Below are 23,734 nucleotides of genomic sequence, written 5' to 3'. Positions count from 1 at the left end.
GACCTTTCGGAGGTCGGCCCGCCTTCACTATAAGGCGCCGGTTCGGCTCGCGACGGCCCTGTGTCAATCCGCAAAGAAGGAAGTCCAGATGCAACGCGCGCTTGGTTCTGCTCGTCCGGCCGCCCGGGCCGGCTTGGCAATCGGCATCTTTGCGGGCCTGATGATGTCACAGGCTCTCGCCCAGACCCCTGCGCCCAAGCCGGCGCCTAGCACGCCGAAGCCGGCGGCCAGCGCGCCCCAGCGCACGGAAACGGTTGTCTATGACAATTGGACTGTCACCTGCCATGACAGCCTGTCGAAGGATGCCAAGCGAACCTGCGCGGCCAATCTGCGGGTGATCAACAACAAGACTCAGCAGAACCTCTTGGTCTGGGAGATCGGCAACGACGCCACTGGAAAGCCGATCTTTGCCCTGCGCGTGCCACTTGGTGTGCTGACAAGGCCTGGCATCGTGTTGACGGTCGGCGCCGGGAAGCCCCGCAAGTTCGATTATGTCCTTTGCGATCCGCAGGGCTGCGAAGCTGCAGGTCCGTTCGACAATGCGCTTTCCAAGGAATTGGGCGCGGCAGCCGAGGCGACCGTGACCTTCGTCGCAACCACTGGCCAGCCCATCGCCCTCAAGGTTCCGCTGAAGGGAATCGCTGAAGCCGTGCCAGCTCTGAGAGATTGAGTCGCTGCATCGCCGCGGAGTGACGGCCCGTTCGTCGTGTTGGGCGTCTTTGAGCTAGAGCCCACCGGCTGGCGGCGATGCCGCACGCGTTGCTAGCCATCTGTCCAAATGGGGGCAGAAGTGGTCCACTCGCGCGCGTCCGATGGACGCGGCGGACATTGCATGCGGCAGGACGTTGACGACCTGCGAAATTCGACCGGCATCCGTCTTGTTGCGAGGAATGCACCAAGCCGTCAGCGTGTTCATCTGCAGTCTGGACGCCATCGACGGCGGCATCTGATTTCTGCCCGCATCATGTCGAAAGCGACTGAAGGAATTGCGGCCAGCCCACAATGGAGCTGGCCGCTTCGTTTGTATGGCCGGCTATTCGGCTACTCCGCGAAGCCCACATTCTCCATGTGCAGGCTGAGCGTCGGCGTGATGACCGATCCGGTGACATTCTTGTTCATCAGATAATTGAGCGTCTCGTAGTGCGAGAACACGAGCGGTGCATCGTTCGTGAGGATCGTGCGGATCTGCCTGTAGAGATCCTTGCGTTCGGCCTCGTCGGAGCTTGCGGCGGCCTTGTCGATGAGCGTGTCGACGGCAGGATTGGAATAACCCACGGTATTGATCGGGCCGCCCGACTTGATGACCAGCGAGTAGAAATTGTCGGGGTCGATCGTCCGTTCCTGATACGCGCTAGTGACCTGATACTTGCCCGAGACATAGGCATCGTACCACACCGAGACATCGACGGGCTTGATCGTCATGTTGATGCCGATCGCCTTAAGCTCGTCGCGAACGACCTGGCCGGTCTTCAAGAGTTCCGGATACTGCGGCAAGCCAAGATATTCGACGTCGAGGCCATTCGGAAAGCCAGCCTCCGAAAGTAGCTGCTTGGCTTTGGCGATATCTGGTTCGGCCGCGAAGATCCCGGTCGGATCATACCATTTCGAGCCGGTCGGCACTTCCTCGAGGCCGAGTTCACCGGTGCCGAGGTAAGCCACGTCGCGGATATCGGCACGGTTGATGGCGAGGGCAACGGCCTGGCGAACCTTCGGATTGTTGAAGGGCGGTTGCTTGGTGTTGAAGGCCAGGAAATCGGGGATGCCGGCGACCGGGCTGGTCACATAGGTGAAGCGCGGATCAAACGCCAGCGTCGGGACGAGGTTGAGCGGGACGGCGTCGGCCCAGTCGAGTTCACCAGCGGACAGCGAGTCGATGCGGCTCTGGTCGACGGGGAGAAACTTGAATGTGACACTGTCGAGATGCGGCAGGCCAGCCTTGAAATAGCTCGGGTTCTTCTTGAGCGTGATGTGGTCGCCCTGAACCCATTCGACGAACTCGAACGGACCCGTGCCGACGGGGTTGCGAGCCGGATCGCCGCTCTCGATAGCCTTCTTGTTGACGATTTCGCCATTGGTAGCGAGGTTGGTGAGGAACGGTCCGAAGGCCGACTTCAGATGAAAAACGGCGACGGCCGGATCGCTGGCATCGACGGATTCGATCTGGGCGTAGAGGCCGGCATACGCACTGGCGGTCTTGGGATCGAGGATCCGCTCGAAGGTGTATTTCACGTCGGCCGAGGTGAACTTCTCGCCATTATGGAACGCGGCGTTTCCGACGAGGTCGAATTTCCAGGTCTTGTCGTCGATCTGGGTCCACGAGGTCGCCAGATCGGGGACGAACTTGCCGGACGCATCCATATCGACAAGTTTGCTGAAGATGCCCTCATAGACCTGGGCGCCGGTGTAGACCGAGGAGGTCGCCGGATCGAGCACATCGGGTTCACCGGTGAGTGCAGCGCGAAGATCGCCGCCGTCCTTGATCCCGGCAGCGATCGCTGGACTGCCGGCGACGGCAAGCAGCGCGCCGAGCGAGAGCGCAGCGAGGGTGAGCTTCAGCGTTCTTGCGCCGCTGGGGCGCCGTCGGAATGCGGGTTGCATGATCGTGTTCCTTGGCTGATCGGATGACTAAGCGGAGACACTGCGAACGAACTCGATGAAGGCGCTGTTGAACGGATCGGGGCTCTCCCAGAGGCAGGCATGGCCGCCTGGAACCGTCTTCCATTGCGCGCCAGGAATGGCTTCGCACAGCTTTCTGGAAAGCCGCACCGGGATCAGGATGTCTTCTTCGCCGGCCAGCACCAGCGTGGGTACCTTGATCTCACCGAGGCGGGCGGTGGCGTCGTGATCCTGGATCACCGCAAGCTGGGCGAGATAGACGTCAGTGGTCTGGTCTAGCGCCGCCATGGCCGCTGCGAATTCGGCGGCGTCGCCGGGGCGTTCCTCGAAGAAGGGGCCGGTAAATGCCCACAGCGCCACGTCGCGCATCACGAACGGCACGCTGACTTCCTTCGCGAGATCGGCCCACATCGCGAACATGGTCTGGCAGAAAGCGTCGGCCTTGCCATAGGTGCAGGCGAGTGTGAGCGATTTGAGATCGCCCGGATAGGCGAGGGCATATTCCTCGGAGATCATGCCGCCCATCGACACGCCCATCAGGTGGAAGCCCGTGATCCCCAGATGATCGACGAGCGCCTTGGCGTCGTCGGCCATCTGCCTGGAGCTGTAGGGGCCCTGCGGCCGGTCCGTCTTGCCGATGCCGCGATTGTCGAAGCGCAGCACGCGATAGCCGGCATCGACCAAAGCCGGAATCTGAAAGCCCCAAGAGAGCAGATCGTCAGCGAGGCCGTTGATAAGAACGATGGTTTCCTCGGCGGCCGCGTTGCCGTCGATCTCGTAGTTGATGGTAATTCCATTCACGTGAGCTGTCGGCATAAGGGCCTCCTTGGCAAGGATCAGCGAGGGCGGGGAATGGCGGCGAGGAGCGTGCGCGTATAGTCGTGCTGCGGATGGTTCATGACTGCTTCGGTCTCGCCCATCTCGACGATGCTGCCGCGATACATCACGGCGATATTGTCGCTGACATGCTCGACGACGCCGAGATCGTGCGTAATGAAGATCGATGCGACTCCGAGGTCCTGCTGCAGGTCCATGAGCAGATTGAGGATCTGCGCCTGGACGCTCATGTCCAGCGCGCTGACCGGCTCGTCGGCGATGATCAATTCCGGCTCGCTCGCAAGGGCGGCGGCGATCCCGACTCGCTGGCGCTGGCCGCCGGAGAGATGGGTTGGCAGTCGACCGGCAAGAGCCGGGTTGAGCCCGACGCGGTCAAAGAGATCGAGTACCCGGCGTTCGCGGTCGGCAGGCGTGCCGATGCCGAAGCAATCGAGGGACTCGCGCACGCTGCGGCCGACCGGCCAGCGCGGATCGAGGCTGCCGAAAGGATCCTGGAACACCGGCTGGACGCGCCGGCGAAAGGCGGCAAGCGCACGCCCGGACAGCGCCTGCACCTCGACGCCGTCGAAAATCACCGCGCCGCTATCCGGCCGGGTGAGTCCAAGGATGCAGCGACCAAGGGTGCTCTTGCCGCTGCCGCTTTCACCAACGAGCCCAAGCGTCTTGCCGCGCTCGACGACGACCGACACGTCGTTGAGCGCCGGCGGCGGCTTGCGGCCCCAGGGAAGGGCGGTGGCGTAGCTCTTCCGCAGATGTTCGACCCGCAGCAGCTCAGTCATTGACGGCTCCCGCAGCGGCGCGCAGCAGTTCGGCTTCGCGGAGGCTCTCGATGTTCCACGCGGCGGGGATGACCGGCAGGCGGGTGCCGCGCGGCGCGCCGGCGGGATTGGCCGCGAGCAGCGCCCGCGTATAGGGATGGCTGGGATTGGCGAACAGCTCACGCGTCGCGGCGGTTTCAAGCAACCTGCCGCCATACATCACGCCGACGCGGTCGGAGACCATCGAGACGACGCCGAGATCGTGCGTAATCAAGAGGACCGTCGTACCATGGTCGCGGCGCAACCTGTCGATGAGCTGCAGCACCTGAGCCTGGATCGTGACGTCGAGCGCGGTAGTCGGCTCGTCGGCGACCAGCAGTTGCGGGTTGTTGGCGAGCGCTGCCGCGATGACGATGCGCTGGCGCTGCCCGCCCGAGAAGCGGTGAGGGACGTCGCCATAGCGGGCGGCGGCATCCGCGATGCCAACTTCGCCCATCAAGGCGATAGCGCGAGCTTTGGCGTCACGGGCATTGACGGGGTAGTGCGCGCGGATCGTCTCGGCGATCTGGTCGCCGACCGGCCAGGTGGGATCTAGGCTGGCGGTCGGGTCCTGGAAGATCATCGAGACTTCGTCGCCCCGCATCGAGCGCAGCGCGTCGTCGCTGAGGCCGACCACCTCGCGGTCATTGACCCTGATGCTGCCGCTGACCAAGGCGTTGGGGGGAAGGAGGCCCATCACCGCATTGGCGAGCGTGCTCTTGCCGCTGCCGCTCTCGCCGACGATGCCAAAGATCTCGCCACGATGGATGTCGAGCGACACGCCGTCGACCGCGGGCGCCGGCTGCGCGGCATCGGCTGTGCGGAAGCTCACGCCGACATTGCGCATTGAGAGCACCGCGCTCATTCGGCCACCCCGCGCGGATCAAAAGCACGACGCAGTCCTTCGCCGAGGAACGTGAAGCCGAGCACGGCAACGACGATCGCGAGGCCCGGGAAGATCTCGACCCACGGTGCCTGGATCAAAACCTCGCGGCCATCGGCCAACATGCCGCCAAGCGAAGGCGTTGGCGGCTGCGTGCCGAGCCCCAGGAAGCTGAGGCCGGCCTCGAGCTGCAGGGCGAACGCGCTGAGGACCGACGCCTGAACGATCACGGGGCCAAAGGCGTTCGGCGCGACATGCGTCGCCAGGACGCGCAGATGGCTGGCGCCCCGGGCACGGGAACCGGCGATATAGTCGTTGCGCGACACGATCAGCGTGCTGGTGCGCATGACGCGGGCGAGGATCGGCAGATAGATCACCGCGATGGCAATCGCAGCGATGACGCTGCCCGGCCCCAGAATGGCGATGAAGGTCACCGCCAGCAGCATCGCTGGAAAGACAAGGATCAGATCGAGCGTCCGCGAGATTGTGCTGTCGACCCAGCGGCCAAAATAGCCAGCAGCGAGGCCGAGCGGCACCGCGAGGATCAGCGACGCGAGAACCGCCGAGACCGATACCATCAGGCTCGCGCGCAAGGCGTAGATCACCCTGCTGAGCACATCGCGTCCAAGTACGTCGGAGCCGAATGGATGCTGCAGGCTCGGTGCACCGAGAACGCGATGGACCTCGACAGCTTCGGGATCATGCGGCGCGATCAGCGGCGCGGCGATAGCGATCAGCGCGAGCAACACGAGGATCCCGCCGCCGACGAGCATCAAGCGCTTCGGCGAGTGGCGGTGGCTTTCGATCTTGCCGCCGGCGATCGGTGTGCTCGCGGTCTCGGTCATGTTCCGGCTCCATCGGCGACGCGTGGGTCGAGCCAGGCAACGATGAGGTCCGTGATCAGCGAAACGACGATGAAGATCGTGGCGATGGCAAGAATGCCGACCTGGACTGTCGGATAGTTGCGCTGATTGATGCCGGTCACCACCAGGCGGCCGACACCCGGCAGGGCAAACATCGTCTCGATGATGATGGCGCCGCCGAGCAATACGCCGACCTGGATGCCGATCACCGTGACGATCGACGGCCCGGCGTTGCGGAGCGCGTGACCGAAGACGATGCGCCGCGGGCTGATGCCCTTAGCACGAAGGAAGGTGATGAACGGACGGCTCATCACGGAGCCGAGGGCGCCACGCGTGGTGCGAAGGATATAGGCGGCCTCGCCGGTTGCGAGCGTCAGCACCGGCAGAACCATGTAGCGGAGGTTCCCGACTGGGTCGGTGGCGAACGGCACATAGCCTGACGGCGGGAGGATCATCAGCGTGCCGGCAAAGATTAGGACAAGCACGATGCCCAGCCAGAAGTCGGGCACGCTGATGCCGATGACCACGAACCCCTCTGTCAGGCGCCTGATCCAGCGGCCACCGGTCGCGGCGCGCACGCCGAGCGGCACGCCTACGAGCACGGCCAGCAGCATGGACAGCCCCGTCAGCTCGAAGGTGACTGGCAGGCGCTGCGCCAGCAGTTGCGCCAGCGAGGCATGGCTGACGATATCCTTGCCGAGATCGCCCCGCAGCAGCGCACCGGCCCAGCTCAGATATTGATCGAGCAGGCTCTGGTCGAGACCAAGCCGGTGCCGCAGCTCGGCGACATTCGCGTCGGTGGCGCGGAAGCCCAGCATGGTGCGGACCGGATCGCCCGGCACCAGGCGGATGATGAGAAAGACGACGATGCTCATGACGAAGAGCATCGGGATCGTGAGCAGCAGTCGTCGCACGATGAACCCAAGCTGCCGGCTCATTTCGGCGCTCCGATCGCTGCCCCGTCATGCTCGGCCCGGTCGACCAACTGGCGGATGAGGTTTTCGGAGATGGCGAAATGCTTGGCGGCAATCGCCGCCGCGTCGTCGCCCCGGCCTTCGATCACCGCTGTGACGAGATCGGTGTGCTGCCCGATGGCGGTGCGCCGCGCGGCGTCGGTATAGGGCTCTGCACCAAGGTTGAGCGTGATCTTGGCGCGAAGATCCACCGACATGGCCACCAGGATCGGATTATGCGTCGCCCCGGCAATGGCAAGATGCAACGCTGAATCCGCGCGCCGCGAGGCGTCATGGTCGGGGGCGTCGAGATAGTCCTGCAGCGCCTTGGCCATGGCGGCGATGTCGGCATCGGTGCGCCTTGCCGACGCGGTCCGCGCGATCATCGGCTCGACCAGAGTTCGGGCATCGAAGATGTGCTCGAACTCGCTCCAGTTGGCGATGATCTGCCGTCGCACATGTTCCGCTGAACTCGGTCCCCAATTGGCGAGCACGAAATAGCCGCCATTGCGGCCGCGGCGCACTTCGAGATAGCCCTGGTCGGTGAGCTGCTTCAGCGCCTCGCGCACCGAGGTGCGGGAGACCCCGAGCATCGAAGCGAGTTCTCGTTCGGTCGGGAGTTGCTGGCCAGTCACGTAGAGACCGAGGGCGACGGCAGTCACCAGCCGGTCGACGACATCGTCGGCAACATGCCGCGTTACGATCGGCGCGCCCCAGTGCTGCGCGGCGCCGACCGCCTCCGTCGGCTCGGAAGTGGTCGGCGGCATCGCTGCCGCTGCCCCGCGCTCGCTCATTGCGCGCCCTCGTCTGCGAAGCGCTTCAGGATGAACCGTGCGAGCGTCTTGGCTGCGTCGACGATGCTTTGGAGTTCCACGGATTCATCGATGCCGTGCATCCCGTGTGCGATGGCGCCGAAACATACGGCCGGCGTGTCGAAATCGTTCAGATAGATCCGCGCATCGGTCGTGCTGCCGAGGGTGTAGACCGCGGGAGCAACGCCGTGGGCCGCGACATGCGCCGCCGTGAGATCACGAACCAAGGCCGACTTTTCATCGAGCAGGTATCCCCGCGCCCGAAAACCGGTGAGTGTCACGGTCGGGTCGACCGGGAAGCCTGACCGCGAAGCAAAGTCTGCGACCACCGCGCGCACCACAGCCTCCGCCTTGTCCGGTGACCAGCTACGCGGATAGCCGACCCTGACGCTGAAGGTCGCGTGCGAGGGAACCGTCGACGTCCAGTCGCCGGTCTGCACCTTGCCGAGATTGAGAGAATAGGGATTGAGGTTGGTCGCCATGCTCGGTTCGGGCTCGGTGCGACCGAGATCCTCGCACCACTGGCGCAGCGCGTCGATCAGTCGAAGGCCGAGATCAAACGCGCTGCTATGCGCGCCCGCGTCGTGCGCATGGCCCGAGGGCGAGGCGACTTCGATGTCGATCCACATCACTCCGACGCCGCCGACCAGCAGGCCGAGATCGGTCGGCTCCAGCAGGACGACCTCGGATGCAATGACGCCGTGCTCGCTGACTGAACGCAGGGCGCCGTTGCCCGTGCACTCTTCCTCGATCACCGCGACAAAGCCGAGCCGCTTCGTCGCGAACAGGTCGGGCGCGACGTCGGCCAAGGCGCGTAACGCCAGCATGCCGACCGCGAAGCCGCTTTTCATGTCTCCGGCACCGCGGCCATAGAGCCGGCCATTGCGGCGCTGAGGCTCGAAGGGCGGATTGGTCCATAATTGCGGGTTTTCGGCCGGAACGACGTCCATGTGCCCGTAGAGCAGCAGGGTCAAGTCTGCATCGCCGGGCGTGGTCGCCACCGCTTGGTAGCGGTCGGCGGTTACCATCTCTGCGGGCGGCGCAACGCCGGCGCGACGGTCCGCCAGGGCGCCGTTGAGGAAGGGCAGCCGCTCGACATTCAGCCCCAGCGACAATGCCTCGTTGACAAAGACCTCCATCGCCGACTGCTCCGCCCCGACGATGCTAGGCACGCACACCAGCCGCTCGAGAAACGCAAATGCGCTTTCGCTGTTGGCCTCAATGATGCGGTCCAGATCAGGATACATAGGGCGATGCTTTTTGGTTTAGAGTTCAGACCCTATGCCAAATTGGACGCGCTCAGCAAGCGGTTTGCCGATGAAAATTGCACCTCCCTGAAGTGCTTAATGTGTGTGCGTTCGCGAGCAGGGAGTGATGGCTTGATTGCGGTCAGTTGATCAGCTGAATCGATTGAACCCTAGAGCGCGTCGACGCTCTCGGTGGCAGGGGCGTCTCTCGATCCGGCTTCGGCGTATTGTCTTTCGGCGGCGGACGGGTCTGACAGCCGCGCCGCGATCCGATAGGCTTTTGGCGACGAGCCGGTCACGCGTTTGAAGGCGTTACTGAAGGCGCTTTCCGAGGTGTAGCCAAGCGACCGGGCGATGGAGGCGACAGACTTGCTCTCGTCTCTCAAGGCGCGCTCTGCCATGTGCATGCGCCACTCGGTGAGATAGGTCAGGGGCGCAACGCCGGCGACTGTTCGGAAATGCAGCGCGAAGGTCGTCCGGGACATGGCGCAGGCTCGCCGTCGTCAGATGCGACCGCAAGATCCACGGTCCGGTCGCTGGACCGGAAAGGCGAGGTCTCGGCGTGAACCTCAACGGCTTCGGAGCCAAGGCAGAGCGACTGCTCGGCTGAATACCGGAACGGAATATGTCATCGACGGCGGAACCGTGCCTACTGTCTAGGCCGGCGCGCTTCCAACGTTTGATAGACGATCTTGCAGCACGTCATTGCGGCCACCGACTGCATGGCCAGCGTCGCCGGTATCGCTTCGCCTGACAGGATGACCCAAGGCGCAGTTATTTCGCCTTGGGGCGAGCCTTGGTTTCGGCTCTCGTTTTTGCCGTCTTGGTCGCTTTCAGCGCCGGTTCGATCATGGCCTCGGCCGACTTGATCGCATCGCCAAGCGTTCCGAGCTCGGCCTTCAGCGCCGCGATCTGCTGGTCGGCCCAGGTGATGCTGTCAGCCTTTTCCTGTTCAATCGCCGCGATGCGAGATCGAATGGCCACGGCTCGTGCCTCGTTCACCTCGACGGGCCGTCGCAGCATGGCAGCGTCGAAGCCGGTCGACTGCAGCCCCTTGGTGAGCTCGGCCGTCAGGCTCTCCTGGCGTTTCAGCAATTGGTCGAGGTTCATGCTGCTCTCCCTATACAATCATGTTGAAGGCGTTTTCGGGGCTCGGGAACTGGTTGGCTGGCGCGCGACCGAGCGTCGGTCCGTTTGAGATGTTGCCGATGAAGGGGCCGCGCCGGCCGTTAAGCTGCCATGACGGAAAGCCGGGCGTCGTTGCCTTGATCTGATTGGACGAAATCGTCAGCGCCCGACCGAGCAGATGCACGGTCGCGGATTGCTGATTGCCGTTTGCGGTGACGTGAGCGCAGTAGTTGCCGGACACCATCACCCGCTCGAAGCGCAGATAGATGCGATCGTTGATCTGCCTTTCCAGCAGCTCTACAAGCGCCGTGGCCCCAGTGCCGATGAACTTGTTGTCGCAAATCTGCACGGGGAAGCCGATCTCCAGCCGCCTGTCGCCGAAGTCGATAATATAGTCGAGCAGGCCCTGCATGAGCAGCGCGCGATCCTCGGCGGCCGGGTCACGCGTGGAGGCATCGCTATAGGTCACGAGATTGCTGGCGATGCGCGCCTCGAGGACATAGAGGCCCCTGATGCCATAGGCGATGGCGGCGACGGGGCCGGCCTTGTCTGCCGAAAGGCCGGTATCCATGACCTCGTTCGCCTCGACATGCCATTCGCCGAACACGATCAAAGCGCCGATCGCGACGGCTCGATCAACGCCGCCTCCACAGCGGATCAGGCGGTTTTCGACGATCGTCGAGCGCTGCGTTGTGGCGAGCATCAAGATGCCGCCGCGGTCGAGATCGGTGAGACGGCATTCGGTCACCGATGGCGCCTCTTCGAGTGCGATGCCGATACCAAAATTGCCGCCGTCGATGCGGTTCTGCCGGAGGCAATTGCGTGCGCCTGACATCGCGAAGATGCCGAAGGTCGGCTCGAGGATATGATTGTCGCTGACCATGGTGTCGGTGGACTGGTTCAGCGTAATGCCCAGCCCGAACGGCACCGCGCTTCTACCGAGCAGATTGGCGCTCACATCAGCATGCGCGACGCCGGCGAGGACGATGCCATGTTGCGGGCCTTCCAAAATATTGCCGCTGATGGCGATGCGTTCCAGCGGCAGGAACTTGCCGTCGGTTTCGTCGCCCGCCACGATGGCGACGGTTAAGCCAACCTCCCTGGTGCGCGCGATGCAAACATTGTCCGTGCAGCTCGATCCGCTGCCGCAGAGGCGGATGCCGATCAGCCGGCCTTCCCGATAGATCAGCTGGTTGTTGTTGACGATGGCGTTCGGTGCCGCCACGTCGATGCCAAAGGCCGTTTCGTCCTGTCGGTTGACGCCAAGCTGGATGCGATTGCCGCTGATACGCGGCAGGCGGGCGCGCGAGCGGGGCGGGCCGGCGGCGTTGTCGTTGACGATGATGCCGTTGATCGCTGCGGTGATGATGTTGTTCTCGATGGTCAGGAACCCGCGCATTTCCCGCGCGACGATGGCGACGTTGGTCGTCTGGTCCTCCTGGTCGCCGGGCATATCGAGCGCGCAGCCGGTCACGCTGACATCGGCGCAGCCTTTTTCGAACCAGAGGCCGATATTCGGCGTGCCGATGGTGCAGTTTGCGATGTCGATGCCGGTCGAGGCGACTGCGAACAGGCCGACCGAATCACGCCGCGCAAACATTTCGATGCGGCAGTCGGAAAGGCCGAAGTCCTCGGCCCCTTCGATCTGAATGACCGGCTGTGCGCCCGCTTCGCCCTGGCGGAAGACGAGGTCGTGGACCCGGTCGTGCAGCGCCTGGCTGACGATCAAAAGGCCAGTGCCGCGCCGGTTGTAGAGGATGGCACCGAGGCTTTCGCCATGCAGGGAGACATTGTCCTTCTGCAGGACCAGGGGACTTTCGATGAGGTGGAGGCCGGCCTTCAGGCAGACGCAGCCGCCCTCGGGCGGCAGGGCGTCGATCGCGGCCTGAATGTCCTCGCCCGGATGAACCACGAAGGTGCAGCAACCTTCACCCGAAGACGGCGGCGGCGGCCGGCAATCGCTCGGCGTAGCCCCGGCGGGGATGGCGGCCAACTGGAGATACTGGTGGCGGATCCCGCGCGGCGGTGCCTGCGCAAGCACCTCGACCGAGGCATCGGCGGTGCGCGCGGCGAATACCCAGTAGTCGCCGACATGGAAGCTGCCGCCAGCCGGCGAGACGGAGAAGCTCACCTGAACGCCGTCCTCGAGGTCCAGCGGCCCGGCCGCCGTGGTCATCAGTCCGTCGGCATCGAGCACGTTGGCGGGTGCCTGCTCATCCCAGCGCTGCAGGCGGGTGTTCCGGCTGGTGATGTCGGCCGCCGTCGGGCCGAAGGGCCGGCCGGCTGTGGGGACCGCGCGGTCGAGCGTGACGATGCGCTGGGCCTCGTCGATATCGACGACGCGAGCCATCTGGCCGGATTCGCCGTTGAGTTCGCGATAGTCGTCGGTCAGCGTCACCCAGTCACCGACGGTGAAGCGCAGCACCTCGTCGCGGCCAATACGGTTGACCTTGATCTGGCTTTGACCGCCGGCAACCGCGATGGCGCTGACGCGCGAGACGATCGAGCCATTGTCGCGCGACCATTTGAACCTGGCCGTGCCGAGCGGCCCACCGACCTGAACCTCGACGCGGTAGAGACGGTTCTCGATGCCGCGATAGCCGGCATTGGGCGGTAGCACGCAAGGATCATCCGGCGCCGGCGGGGCCACGGCCGAGGTCGTCAGCCGCCCGGCTGAGGGCGGGAACAGCGCATCGAGATCGACACCGCAGGCAGCTGGATTGCCGGGTTCGACGCGCTTGACCTGCCAGACCTGCTGGATGCGCGTGGTGGTATCGACGCCGCCGAGCGCGACATCGAGCAGGCGGCTGTCCTCAGCCCAGCTGACTTCGCGCTCCCACATATCGAGATAGACCAGCGTATCGACCGCTGGATTGAATGGCGGCGGGTCGGGCAGGAAGGGCTGATTAAGATAGGTGATACCTTCGCCCGCAAACACCTCCGCCAGACGGCCGTCGAGATAGAGCCGGCCTTCGCCGATTGAAAGATCGGCCGGAGGTCCCGCGAGCAATCCGATGAGAAACGCATTGGGCGTGGTGAGATGGGCCACCCATGCGGCGCCGCCGGCGTCGAGGCCAAGCACGCGCACCCGTTCCCGCAGGAGATCGGCCTCCTCGTTCCAATCGGAATCCAGCTGGACCCGGCCCTGTTGCATCAAGACGGCCGCGAAGCGCCTGCGAGGATCGAATGTGAAGCGGGAATAATCGCCGGACATGGCCATTCGCCTTTCGAGACACGGTCAGGTGACGCGGATGAATCCGGCTTCGAGACCGAAGGGAAGATATTCGTCGAGACGCAGCTTCAGGTTGGCGAGGCGTTGCGGTTGCTTGAGATGGCACCACACGCCCATGTCGGCGCCATCCTCCGATCCGGTGGCGATTTCCGTTGCGACCTTGCGGTGCAATTGCAGCCAGGCCGGCTGACCAAACGCCTCGCTGGTGTATTCGGGACGCACGCGCATCTCGGTCTCCTGTCGCAGCACGGCGCTTTCGGCGGGGGTCATCGGCCCGGCGATTTCGCTCGCGCGCTTGAAGGCGAGGTCCGGCTGGCACCGATAGCGGCGCGGCGTTGTAGAGCCCGGCATGACATAGCTGAAGCGGAGGCAGCCGATCTGCTGCCGCAGCACGGTGATGCGGCCGTCGAAGATGCTGTCGGTGGCGAGATCGATTTCTCGCACCTGCACGGCGCCGCGGATTGTCGAACGCTCGATCCGGCAGGACGGACCGGAGCTGTTGGCCGGGACACCGGCAATGGCGATGCCTCCGAGCCCGTCAACGGCGCAATCGAGCAGCGCGATCAGCTCTGAGTGTTCAGGGAGGCGCAGCCGCCCCATGATCGAGAAGGCCGCCTCCAGCCGCAGTTCCGTGTTGGCGGGGCTGCCATCTGCCCGAGTCGCGGCGGCGGTGACGCTGGCCTGAACCGGTGGCGGTGGGCCGGGCGGCAGAACAGGATCGGGCGCTGCGATGGACTGGCCAGGCACCAGCGTGGTGTGGATGAGGCGCAGCCTGCCAAGCGAACCGTTGATCGTCACGCGACCTTCGATCAGCAGGCCCCCCAGGGTGACGGTGGCGGTGTCGTGATCGCCGGTGATGGCAAGCGGGCCAGGCAGGCGCAGATGCGGCCGGCTGCCGTCGGCTGCTTCGATGGCAATGAAGCGTCCGTCAGCCGGCTCAATGGCGATCGCGTCGCTGTAGGTGCGATTGTCGTGCACGCGGACGATGCAATCGGGCCTGCCCGTCGCGACCCATTGGGCGAGGGCGGCAGCAATGGTTGAGAAGGTCCCGGGATCGCCGCTGCCGTCGACATGCAGGATGAGGGCGCCGGCCGGCGGCTTGATCAGCCAGGGACGGCGACGATACGCGCCTCCGCCGAGATTGCCCGGGAAGCCGTGATGGAACCAGACACGCACCCCGCCGGCCGCCGCTGCCGCGGCGGCGATCGGCCCGAGCGCGATCCGGCCGGTCATGACATCGATAGCGACCTGATTTCCCGCCGGCTGACCCCAGGCTTCGAGATTGCGGCAGCGGATCCGCGAAATCGGGACTGGCGCGCCGTTAATGAAGATCATCATCGCCCGGTCTTCGGCGAGCACCATCCCGGCAAATGGGTCGAACAAGCCGTAATATTCGGAGAAGTCGGGGATGACTGGCTGCAGCAGGGCGCGGCGCATATCCTCGTGGAAGTCAGGTCGCGACAGCGCCTGCGGGACATGGCGGCGCTGGCTCAGTCCGGTTTCCTCGTCTTCGCGGCGGCGCGCGGAAAACAGTGGAGCATCCTGTCCCAAGGGGCTGAATCGCCAACGAAAATCACCCGCCGCACCCTGGCGGCACGCGTCCACGGCCTCGAACTTCTGTGCGATCAGTCGCCATAGGAAGAAGCCGATCTTGCGGATGCCATACCATCCCTCGATCTCGCCGATCGGCCGCACATCGATAGTCCGGCACGTCTCGTCGAATGCGCCGTCCAGCCGATCCAACCGGGCGAGGGAACGGAGGTCGGGGCACTGGATCGCCTGTGGGCGGATATGATTCTTGATGCGCTGCGTCCATTGCAGGCGCTGGAAAAACTCGACCGCATGGGCGGGCCAGCCGGTAACGTCGCGGGCCATCTCCTCCAGCATCGGCACCGTGCCCTTGCGCCGGCGGTAGTAGATCGTCTTGGCGACATCGGCCCGGTTGCCCAGCCCAATCTGGGGACGGAAGCTGGGACCGTTGAGGTTGCCGAACAATTCGCCGGCGCTGTCGCCGCCGCGTACGCGGCTTTCGTCGAACAGTGGCGTGGTGCCGACGAGATCGCCGATATAGGGGATGACCCACGGCTCGCAGGTCTCGACGAAGGCATCGTTGTAAAGCTGGAGGATGTCGGCATCGAGCGCGTCAGCCTGCCCCTCGATGATGCTGAGCAGCGCCTGCAGCGGGCCGGGCGGATCGCCGGGGTTGCGACGGTCTGGCCCATCCAGTTCCTGGAGATAGGCCGGGAGCAGCGAAAATAGCTTGTCGCGCAAGGCGGTGGAATAAGCGCTCATAATCCCTCCACCACGTTCAGCAGGATATCGGTGGCCGGCACCGCCACGAAGGCCTGCTCGGCAGGAAGCGCGAGCGCCTCCGGATCGAGTGCGAGCCCCGCAATGGACAGGGGGTCAAGATCGGCGATGGGAACCAGGGGGCGCGCATCGAAAATCCGGATATTCGGCTGTAGCGGGTCGGTAGTTGCGCCGCGTCGTGCGATCTGGGCCGCTGTCCAGCTCTCGCTGCCCTTGATCCGGAAACGATCGACATCGACGGCCGAGACGCCGGTGGCGCCCTGCAGCGCCGCGACGATCTGGCTGAGATGCAGCGGATGCGCCAGTGGCTGCGCGTCGAAGGCGAGGAACGCGTTCAGAGCCGTCCGTGCGGCGGCTTCTATGGTGTCCGCCTCGTATGCTGGATCGCGCAACAGGCGCGCCGTTACGACGACCGGAACGCGCCAGAGATTGCCGAGGATGAGGGGGTGATTGGGGTCGCGCACCGAGTTGAGCGCTGCGTGCAGCAACGCCATGGCATCGGAGGAAAGACGCGCACCATCGACCCCGGCGATGGTGAGCTGTACAGCCCGTTCGAGCCCGATCCACGCCCAACTGGCGCGGGCGCGGGCAACGAGGCCCGTCTGCTGCGCCACATCCTCGAAATCCTGGAGGGCAATGGCGCGGCCGAAGGTGCGAACCGTCGCCGGCGCGCTGCTGCGGGCGGTGGTCAATGCTTCCGGATCGGCACCGCCATCGGTCGGAAGCGGATTTGTGACGGCGCGAAGACCGACCGGACGGGTCAGCAGGGTGCTGAGCTGGTCAGCCTGGAGGCGGCCTGCCAGTCCGAGGCCGGTACGATAGCGCGCGACGACATTGCTGGCGCCGCTTGGCAATCGCGCGCCGGTCCGGCCGTCGCCAAAGGCGAGGGTAGTGACGCCGTCGTCGCCGGTGCGTGCCGTGTAGAGACGCTCACTTGGGCCATGTCCGAAGAGCGAGGGCGCTTCCTGCCACAACTCGCCATTCACCCGCACCGCGAGTTCGTTCTGCGGGATGACGCCCGAGGCCGAGGGTAGTCGTGTCACCGGGCTGCGCTGCAGCCGAAACTGCTGGAACGTCCGGCTGCCATCACCATGGCCCAGCGTCTCGTCCGGCTGGGTTTCGCCATGGCTTGCGGCGACGACATTGGCGTTCATGCGCGGCTCGACCAGCGGCGTCCCGAGCGCCGGCGTAAAGCCAATGAGAGCATGCGCGATCCCGTCGCTGCCGGCTGCGAGGGGCGTCAAACTGGAGATTTGCGCCAGATGCCGGACCGTTCCTTGCGAGAGAACGATCCTCCGCTTCTTTTCAAGCAGTCCGAAATCGTCGAGATGGTCGGAGCGGATATGGAGGGTTTGCCCCGAGAGCGCGGCGGGGTAAGCGTAGCCGCGCGGTACGATCGCCGGCGTCTCGATCTCGAAGATCCGCGTCTTGCGGAGATCCGGAATGAGCGGAAGGCCCTGGCCGATCAAGAGCGCGAAGCCGGCGGCACCGACCAGTGGCGCGACTGGCTGGATCCCGATCCGCGTGACCGTGTCGGTCATAGGACCAAGAACGACAGCATCAGTGTCGATGCTGCCAACGAAGCCGAAGGCGAAGCGCTGTGCGGCGGTCGGGCCGCAATCGACCAGCAGCGTCGCGCCCTGTTTCAGATCCTCCACCTTGCGATCGAGGCTATAGCGCGCGCCGCTCGCGGCGAGCGACAGCGAATAATCGACGGCCGCCTTCTTGGTGACCCAGCGTTTGGCCGGAGGGAGCGCTGGGTTGGCATCGTAGAATGAATAGCTGTCGGGCACATTGTAGCCGAACAGATTGAGGCTGCGCTTGATCTTGAAGCCGACGGAGCCTGCTCCTGGAACACCGATATAGCTCTCGAGCTCGAGATATTCGCCATCCGGCATCTGCTCGATCTGCCGCACGGTGTGAAGCTCAATGGTGCCGCCACCGACGATGACGATGCTGTCGCGCTGGGTCAGTCGATCGGGCCGTGCGAGGATCGGGAAACGCCGGCTGCCGGCAGCGAAGGGGGCCTTGGGGATCGGCGCGCCGTAGACCGGTACGTCGTTCAGCCGGGCATCGCCCTGCACCGCTGCGATGGTCTCGAAGGTCTGGGGATGCTCATCCTGGCCCGGAACGCTCATCACCTTGAGCCCGGGCGTGAGCCTGACGCGCGCGCCCTTATCGAGCGTGAAGGCGAGCGCGGTGGTGGCGGCAACGCCCGGCGAGAGCCGGTAGCCGATCATGCGCACCAAGCGCAGCAGTGAATCCCTCTCCCGCGCTGTTCGCAGGAACATCTCGTTGGCGTAGCGCTCGCTGTAGAATGACAGGACGTCCGCAACCGCCGCGAACAGGTCGATCGCCATGATGGCGTAATCGTCGTCGCTGCGGCTGCTCAGGGCCTGCAATGCGGCGCGGACTTCGGCGGGCCACAGCGTGTCGTCTGGATCCACCGGGTTCGGCGAGCCGGAGGCGATGGCATCGATCATGGCCTGCCGGAACGTAGCGTAGCTGCCCGTTTTCCACCGGATTTCGGTCAATCCGGGCCGGTTTTCGATCACCAGCGGTGCGGGAGGCGCTCCGGGTTCGCAGCAACTGCAGAAATCGGCCGAGGGAGCGTGCGTCATCTCAAAGCCCTCCCACCGCGCTCAGCCTGAGCACGCCGAATTCCGGCTGGTTGCGGTCATTGTCCAGCCGCGCGACTTCGTTCGGGCCCATCGGCACCAGCCCGCGCTCCAATTCGCCGTTGGGCAGGTCCCAATAGCGCTTCATCGTGAGGATGCGGGCGGACTCGACGCCATCGATGGACTGCAGTAGGGCGTAGATCCGGCTGGAATAGACGGACGAGCCAAAGCGGAAATTGCTGGGATGGAAGAAGCCCGTCACGCCTCCGGGGAGGCGCCGGTTTGACAGCGCGTCGCTGACCGCCTGCAGCACCTCGCCCCGGAAATGGCCGCGCTTGATGCAGAGCCTGATGTCCAGCTCGATCGGCACATAGACGGCGGCGTTCACCACCAGATCATATCCGGCGAGGCGGTAGCGGCCCAGCCAGGCGCTCGCCTTAGCTGCAAAGGCCGGCCGGAGAACGGCGCCGCCGCCGGGCAGGCGGTCGAGCGAGGCCGGATCGTCGGGATGCAGCGCGACGAACACGGTGTGCCAACTGCCGGTCCACAGGAACCGCGCCTTGGCAGCCGCGACGCCGTTCAGCTTGAGCGCTGCTGCCTCATAGTCGGCTTCCGTCACAGCGCGGAACGTCTCGGCCCGGAAGGCCTCTGGCGCGAGTTGACGCGCCTCCTCGATGCTCTGCGGGTCGGTACCGCCCGTTGCGGCAAGCGGCTGGCGCAGCGCCGTGATGGCCGGGAAGGGCAGGGCCGGGCCACCCGGATTGGACGGATCGACCAGGTCGGCGGCCTCTGGCGTGATGATGTGCTTGAGCGTGTCGGTCCCGATATTGCCGGCCCGCCCGTTGCCGATGCGATAGCGCGCGCGGGCGCTGATCGGTCGATCGATGCGACGGCCGTACTGGTCGTCGCCGAACCGCAACCGTGCGTCGCCCCGGTTGCCGATCTCGGCGACGAAGTGCGCGTCGAACATGTCGCTGCCGATCAATGTACGCTGGGGCCGGAACAATTCGCTGTCGACGCCCTCCCAGCCATATTCGACGGTGATCGCCGGCAGGGCCGCGTCGGCGGGCTGGTCGAGATCATGCCTGCCGGTGGCGAGCCGCCCATCGGGGGCGAAGATCGGATCGCTGGGCATGGTCTGGAAGGTGAGCGGCGCATCGATCAGCGGCTGGATATCTATCGGCCAGCGACTGCTGCCCGGCTCGACGGCTGGCAGGGTGCCGTCAGGAACGGCGAGGCTCGGCAGTTCGCGGATGACCGTGCGGCCATGATCCGCTGGCGCGACATTGGCCCTGATGATGGTGACCAGCGGAATCAGCTGTCCGCTCTGCTGCTGCATGGCGGACAGGCAGAACGGCATGCGCGTGGCATCTTGCTCGCGCCAGCGGACATGGAGCAGCGGCAGCGGCGTGTCGCCGACCCCGGCCGGCGTGAGCTGCCCGCCCACAAGCGTGTCGCGGAATACCGGGTCGGTGGCGTTCTCCACCATTTCGAGACGCACCACCTGCCGGTGACGTGGATCGGCATCGGCGGCAAGTCCGGTGGTCGGCCCCAGCACTTCCTCAAGCAGCAGATACTCGTCGGCCTGGAGATCCGGACGGCTCGCCCCGAGGTCACCACCGCCGAGAGGCCGGGTGGCGAAGAGCCAGGCTTCGCGCGCGCCCTTGGCAAGGCAGCAGGTCGCATCGCCCCAGTCATGGATGCGCAGCAGATTGCGGGCGCCGATGACACGGATGGGTGCGGCCGTCTCGAAAACCGTCACCGACTGCAGGGCTGGGTCGGTGTCGAGATCGGCCATTCCGGGAGCGATGATCAAGCCGGGCGCGGCGACCTGACCCCGCAGAGGCTGGCTGACGCGGGTCATCAGCTTCGTGCCGGCGAGGACAGTGCCATTGACGCCCGCCGCGCCGTCAAACTGCACGAAGCCATGCGCATTGCGGCCCTGATGCAGCTGGTAGTCAATCAGCCGGACATGGCGCGCGGCGGAGATGCGATCGCGGCAGGTGTCGAAGAAGGCTTCCGTCGCCGCCCAATCCTGGAAGTAGCTGAGATAGTCGCCGGTATAGGCGAAGAGCTCGATCAGGCTGACAGTCAGATCGGCCGGATTGCGCTCGGTGAAATCGGGATTGAGCTGAGGCGCCAGATCCATCAGCAGGCGGCGGAAGCTCTGATAGTCCTTGGCGAGATAGTCGAGCGCCGGCTCGACGAATGTTTCGGGCTCGCAATCATGACGCGGCGCGCAGTCGAACTCCGAAGGGCAGCCCGCCTTGAAGCTGAACGGCGCTTCGGAGCGCTCGGCATCGATCCCAGGATCGGCGACATGCAGCCAGTAGGTGGAGAGGTCGCCCTCGCGGTCGACGAAAACGGCCAGCCTGTCCGCTGCCGCTGTCGCGACGACGTCGAGCACCTCGACGCCGACGATGCGGATACCGCCCTCGATCGAGAACGAGGCGGGCGAGCCGACGAGGCCCGCCGGCGGCGGCTTGACGAAGCGCACTTCGAGACGGAACCGCTGGCCGGGCGGGGCCAGCGGATTGCGATAATACTCGACGAAATCGATGCCGTTGAGCGGATGCGCCGGTGCCGCCAGCACCGCGTTGCGCTGTTCGTCATCGCACCAAAGCGGCTCCTCGCGCGAAATCATGACGCTATCGCCCTTTCGAACACCGCCGTCTGGCGCTCGGAGGTGGCGCGGACGGAATAGGTGACGGTGATGGAAAGCGTCGACTCCATCGCCTCGACCGCGACGTCCTCGACCAGGATGACGTCGCCCAACCAGCGCAGCAGCGAGCCTTGGACGAGATGCTGTGTGGTGGCGGTCAACGTGTCGCTGAGCGGGGCGAAGACGAGCTGCCGGATGCCGCAGCCGAAATCGGGCCGATTGACGCGTTCGCCCGGCGTCGTGAACAGGACCGCCTTGATCATGTCGCGGATATGATCGTCATCGTCGGTGACGGCGGTCCGCCCGTTTGCGTCGAAGCTGAAGGTGATGTCGAGATGCGCGGCCATCGCTAGATTCCCGTCGTGCCGAGGGTGACGGAAGTGGTGCGGCTGACGCCATCATCGTCGTAGTGGACGACCATGCTGGCCTGCTGCGCCTTGAGATGGCCGATCACTCCGCGTGCGATCGCGACGAACAGCCGGCGGCGGTCGCGCCGCTCGGGCGTGTCCTCCATCGGCAATCCTGGCAGGCCATCGGCGATCAGGCTCGTATTCAGCGACTGCTCGATCGCTTCCGCCATCGAAGCCGAGAAATCGTCCAGCGTGCCGGGTTTGATCGCCATGGCTCTACTCCAGAAAGACTTTGGTGGAGATCAAGGCGGGCGTCGGCGGCATCATCGGCGCCACCGGCGGCGCGGGCGTGACGGGCATGAAGCCGAGCGCCAATTCGCCGGGATGGACATGCGTGTTGAAGGCGGTGACGAGGGAGCTCAGATACGTCAGCAGCTGGTCGCCCAGGACGCCCGGATGAAAGGCCTGGCCGCTGCCTTCCTGCACGATCGGCGCCTCGAAGACGACGCGCGCCAGCCCGGTGAGGGTCACGGTGCCCGTCTTGACGTCGACCTTGACCTTGTTGGTGCCGAGCGCATCGGTGACGACCACGGTCTGCATGAGGTCGTCGGTCGCAATGGTGAGGCCGAGGGGCGACCGCCAGATATTCTGCGTTGGCAAAGGCGGGCCGGGTGAGGGCGGTTCGTTGGGCGCCTCGGGCGCCCCCCAATAGCCCCCGACCCAGATCGGGCGGGACACGTCGCCGGCCTCGAACTCGATCCACACGCCCGAACCGATCGGCGGAATCGAGAACAGGCCTGATTTCACGCCCGCAACCGGTGCGCAGGGACTGGCCCAGCCCGTCGGCACCGCCTGCAGCACCTCCGGAACATTTGCCATGATGCGGCCCATGCTCTGCGGGTCGACATTGTTGAACACGGTGCCGCGATACTTGCCGTACCAGCGCTGGCGCCGCCGCTTGCCGCCGTCATGGTCAGCCATGGTGCCCAATCCTTCTCATGTGACCGGCCCGAGCGGATCGACGAAGATCTCCGCTCCGGTCAGGCCCACGGCATTGCGCAGTGCCTCGAAACTCTGGGTGTAGCCATCGCGCGAGATGCGATGGCTGACGCTGGTCACGAGGTAGAGACCGGAATGCTGGTTGCCGGCTCCGCGCACCAGCACCGGCAGGCCCGGCAAGAGCGGCCTGGAATATTTCAACCCGTCGACCTCGCCATTGGCACGTACGGTGCGGGCGGAGTCGGTGACGCGCGCGATCGCCTGCAACGTCTTCTCGGCGACATTGGCGGCATCGTTGCTGGTTTCGACTTCGATCGGCGGCGGGATGATCCGCGTGAGGGAGGGCTCGCGCCCCATCGGGATCTCGGCCGCTGCCGGCACCACGATGGGGATGGGTGCGCGCGTGTTGGATTCGGGGAAGACGCTGATCGCCGTTGCCGGCCGAAGCATCTGATTGGTGAGGCTGAAGCCAGTGAGGTTGGTCTGGCTGCCGAAATCGATCGACAGCACGCCTTGCGGCGGTAGCGCCGTCATCATCGCCATCGGCATGAAATGCCCGACATCGAGCCCTACGATCGGATCGGGCTGAATGAACAGATGGTAGCTGTGGAAGGAGGCGATCTGCTGCAGGAAGGCATTGTCGCGATCCTGCTGGGTGGTGGTGGTGTCGAGGATCGTCCGCGTCGGCGGCGTTGGGATGACGGCCGGCAGAATGGCGTATTTACCGAAGATCGCCGCGACGATGGCACTGTCGGGAATGTTGGGCCAGGGGATCGGGATCTGGATATGGCCCATGGTCGTGCCGAGCTGATCGGCGCCGACTACTTCGAGACGCGAACCGCCGGGCGTGTTGGAAACGTTGAGCTGGATATCGCGCACGAAGCCGTTGATCAGCGTCATCGGCAGTCCGAGGCCGAAGGACAGGCTGATGCGAATGGGCACCAACGGCCGGAACAGGTCGATCATGATGGCATCGAAATCGCCGATGACATTCCGGCTGAGATCGAAATGCAGGCGGAACATGCTCGCGCCCTCGATGGAGGTCTCGACCTCGATCTCCGCGAGTGCATTGGCCACGAAGAAGGGCAAGGGCGCGAAGGCCAGCTGCACCATGAAGAAGGAGGGAAGCAGGCTCACGACCCGGCCCCTCCCGTCGGGTCGGGAATGATGATGCGGGTTCCCACCCGGGCGGTCAGCTCGGCGGGGCGCGCCGTGCCGTTGGCATCGCACAGCCGCCAATAGCTTTCGGCATCCTGCGCGATGTTCCACGCCGCCGTGTCGGGACGATCGCCGCTGGCCACCACATAGCCGCCGCGGCCGTCTGGCGAGGGCAGGAAGCGGATGCGCTTGTAGCGCACCGTCCGTCCGTCCGCCTGAACGTATTCGCTTTCCTCGACCGCCTGATAGCGGCTGCCGCGGGTGAACAT

General features: G+C 65.1%; 19 protein-coding genes and 1 pseudogene. 1 reads left to right on the top strand and 19 read right to left on the bottom strand.

All coding sequences use genetic code 11. From position 1 onward, the window contains the following. The first annotated feature begins 88 nt into the window (after positions 1-88). Positions 89-670, top strand: a complete 582-nt coding sequence (locus BUB39_RS15100) for an invasion associated locus B family protein (protein ID WP_073054830.1) — start codon at positions 89-91, stop codon at positions 668-670. 371 nt (positions 671-1,041) lie between these two features. Here BUB39_RS15100 and BUB39_RS15095 read toward each other — a convergent pair whose 3' ends face one another. From BUB39_RS15095 to BUB39_RS15005, 19 genes and pseudogenes are all read right to left on the bottom strand, one after another. Next, positions 1,042-2,598, bottom strand: coding sequence for an ABC transporter substrate-binding protein (locus BUB39_RS15095; protein WP_073054827.1), 1,557 nt, complete (start codon positions 2,596-2,598; stop codon positions 1,042-1,044). A 27-nt stretch (positions 2,599-2,625) separates the two neighbouring features. Next, positions 2,626-3,432: an alpha/beta fold hydrolase gene (locus BUB39_RS15090; protein ID WP_073054825.1), complete on the bottom strand. Its 807-nt coding sequence runs from the start codon at positions 3,430-3,432 to the stop codon at positions 2,626-2,628. Between the two features lie 20 nt (positions 3,433-3,452). Continuing rightward, entirely contained in the window at positions 3,453-4,232 is a 780-nt protein-coding gene (locus tag BUB39_RS15085) for an ATP-binding cassette domain-containing protein (RefSeq protein WP_073054823.1), read from the bottom strand. Further along, positions 4,225-5,115 (bottom strand): ABC transporter ATP-binding protein, encoded by an 891-nt coding sequence (locus BUB39_RS15080; RefSeq protein WP_073054821.1) that lies wholly within the window; start codon positions 5,113-5,115, stop codon positions 4,225-4,227. Before BUB39_RS15080 ends, BUB39_RS15085 begins: the two co-directional genes overlap by 8 nt. After that, positions 5,112-5,978 carry an ABC transporter permease gene (locus BUB39_RS15075; protein WP_073054819.1) on the bottom strand — a complete coding sequence of 289 codons (867 nt, stop codon included), beginning with the start codon at positions 5,976-5,978 and terminating at the stop codon, positions 5,112-5,114. The genes BUB39_RS15080 and BUB39_RS15075 overlap by 4 nt, the downstream gene beginning before the upstream one ends. After that, positions 5,975-6,934 carry an ABC transporter permease gene (locus BUB39_RS15070; protein ID WP_073054817.1) on the bottom strand — a complete coding sequence of 320 codons (960 nt, stop codon included), beginning with the start codon at positions 6,932-6,934 and terminating at the stop codon, positions 5,975-5,977. The genes BUB39_RS15075 and BUB39_RS15070 overlap by 4 nt, the downstream gene beginning before the upstream one ends. Beyond that, entirely contained in the window at positions 6,931-7,743 is an 813-nt protein-coding gene (locus BUB39_RS15065) for a FadR/GntR family transcriptional regulator (protein WP_084527429.1), read from the bottom strand. Before BUB39_RS15065 ends, BUB39_RS15070 begins: the two co-directional genes overlap by 4 nt. Further along, complete coding sequence (locus tag BUB39_RS15060; protein ID WP_073054815.1) at positions 7,740-9,008, bottom strand: M20/M25/M40 family metallo-hydrolase; 1,269 nt, start codon at positions 9,006-9,008, stop codon at positions 7,740-7,742. The genes BUB39_RS15065 and BUB39_RS15060 overlap by 4 nt, the downstream gene beginning before the upstream one ends. Before the next feature lie 170 nt (positions 9,009-9,178). Continuing rightward, positions 9,179-9,505: pseudogene (locus BUB39_RS15055) on the bottom strand (helix-turn-helix transcriptional regulator); the annotation flags it as partial. Positions 9,506-9,782: 277 nt separating this feature from the next. Further along, complete coding sequence (locus tag BUB39_RS15050) at positions 9,783-10,118, bottom strand: hypothetical protein (RefSeq protein ID WP_073054812.1); 336 nt, start codon at positions 10,116-10,118, stop codon at positions 9,783-9,785. A 10-nt stretch (positions 10,119-10,128) separates the two neighbouring features. Then, entirely contained in the window at positions 10,129-13,350 is a 3,222-nt protein-coding gene (locus tag BUB39_RS15045; RefSeq protein ID WP_175561880.1) for a DUF6519 domain-containing protein, read from the bottom strand. 24 nt (positions 13,351-13,374) lie between these two features. Next, a complete protein-coding gene (locus BUB39_RS15040; protein WP_073054809.1) occupies positions 13,375-15,660 on the bottom strand; it encodes a hypothetical protein in 2,286 nt (761 codons plus the stop codon). Next, positions 15,657-18,299 (bottom strand): putative baseplate assembly protein, encoded by a 2,643-nt coding sequence (locus BUB39_RS15035; protein ID WP_084527427.1) that lies wholly within the window; start codon positions 18,297-18,299, stop codon positions 15,657-15,659. The genes BUB39_RS15040 and BUB39_RS15035 overlap by 4 nt, the downstream gene beginning before the upstream one ends. A gap of 1 nt (position 18,300) precedes the next feature. After that, a complete protein-coding gene (locus BUB39_RS15030; protein ID WP_073054806.1) occupies positions 18,301-20,940 on the bottom strand; it encodes a baseplate J/gp47 family protein in 2,640 nt (879 codons plus the stop codon). After that, the gene (locus BUB39_RS15025; protein ID WP_073054804.1) at positions 20,937-21,305 is read right to left on the bottom strand and encodes a GPW/gp25 family protein; all 369 of its coding nucleotides are present in this window, start codon (positions 21,303-21,305) and stop codon (positions 20,937-20,939) included. The genes BUB39_RS15030 and BUB39_RS15025 overlap by 4 nt, the downstream gene beginning before the upstream one ends. 2 nt (positions 21,306-21,307) lie before the next feature. Continuing rightward, complete coding sequence (locus BUB39_RS15020; RefSeq protein ID WP_073054801.1) at positions 21,308-21,580, bottom strand: hypothetical protein; 273 nt, start codon at positions 21,578-21,580, stop codon at positions 21,308-21,310. A gap of 4 nt (positions 21,581-21,584) precedes the next feature. After that, complete coding sequence (locus tag BUB39_RS15015) at positions 21,585-22,289, bottom strand: phage baseplate assembly protein V (RefSeq protein ID WP_073054799.1); 705 nt, start codon at positions 22,287-22,289, stop codon at positions 21,585-21,587. A gap of 15 nt (positions 22,290-22,304) precedes the next feature. After that, positions 22,305-23,444 (bottom strand): phage late control D family protein, encoded by a 1,140-nt coding sequence (locus BUB39_RS15010; protein ID WP_073054797.1) that lies wholly within the window; start codon positions 23,442-23,444, stop codon positions 22,305-22,307. Then, entirely contained in the window at positions 23,441-23,734 is a 294-nt protein-coding gene (locus tag BUB39_RS15005) for a hypothetical protein (RefSeq protein WP_073054796.1), read from the bottom strand. The genes BUB39_RS15010 and BUB39_RS15005 overlap by 4 nt, the downstream gene beginning before the upstream one ends.

The organism is Kaistia soli DSM 19436, assembly GCF_900129325.1.
Classification (GTDB): Bacteria; Pseudomonadota; Alphaproteobacteria; order Rhizobiales; family Kaistiaceae; genus Kaistia; species Kaistia soli.
This window is presented reverse-complemented; position numbering and strand designations above follow the sequence as displayed.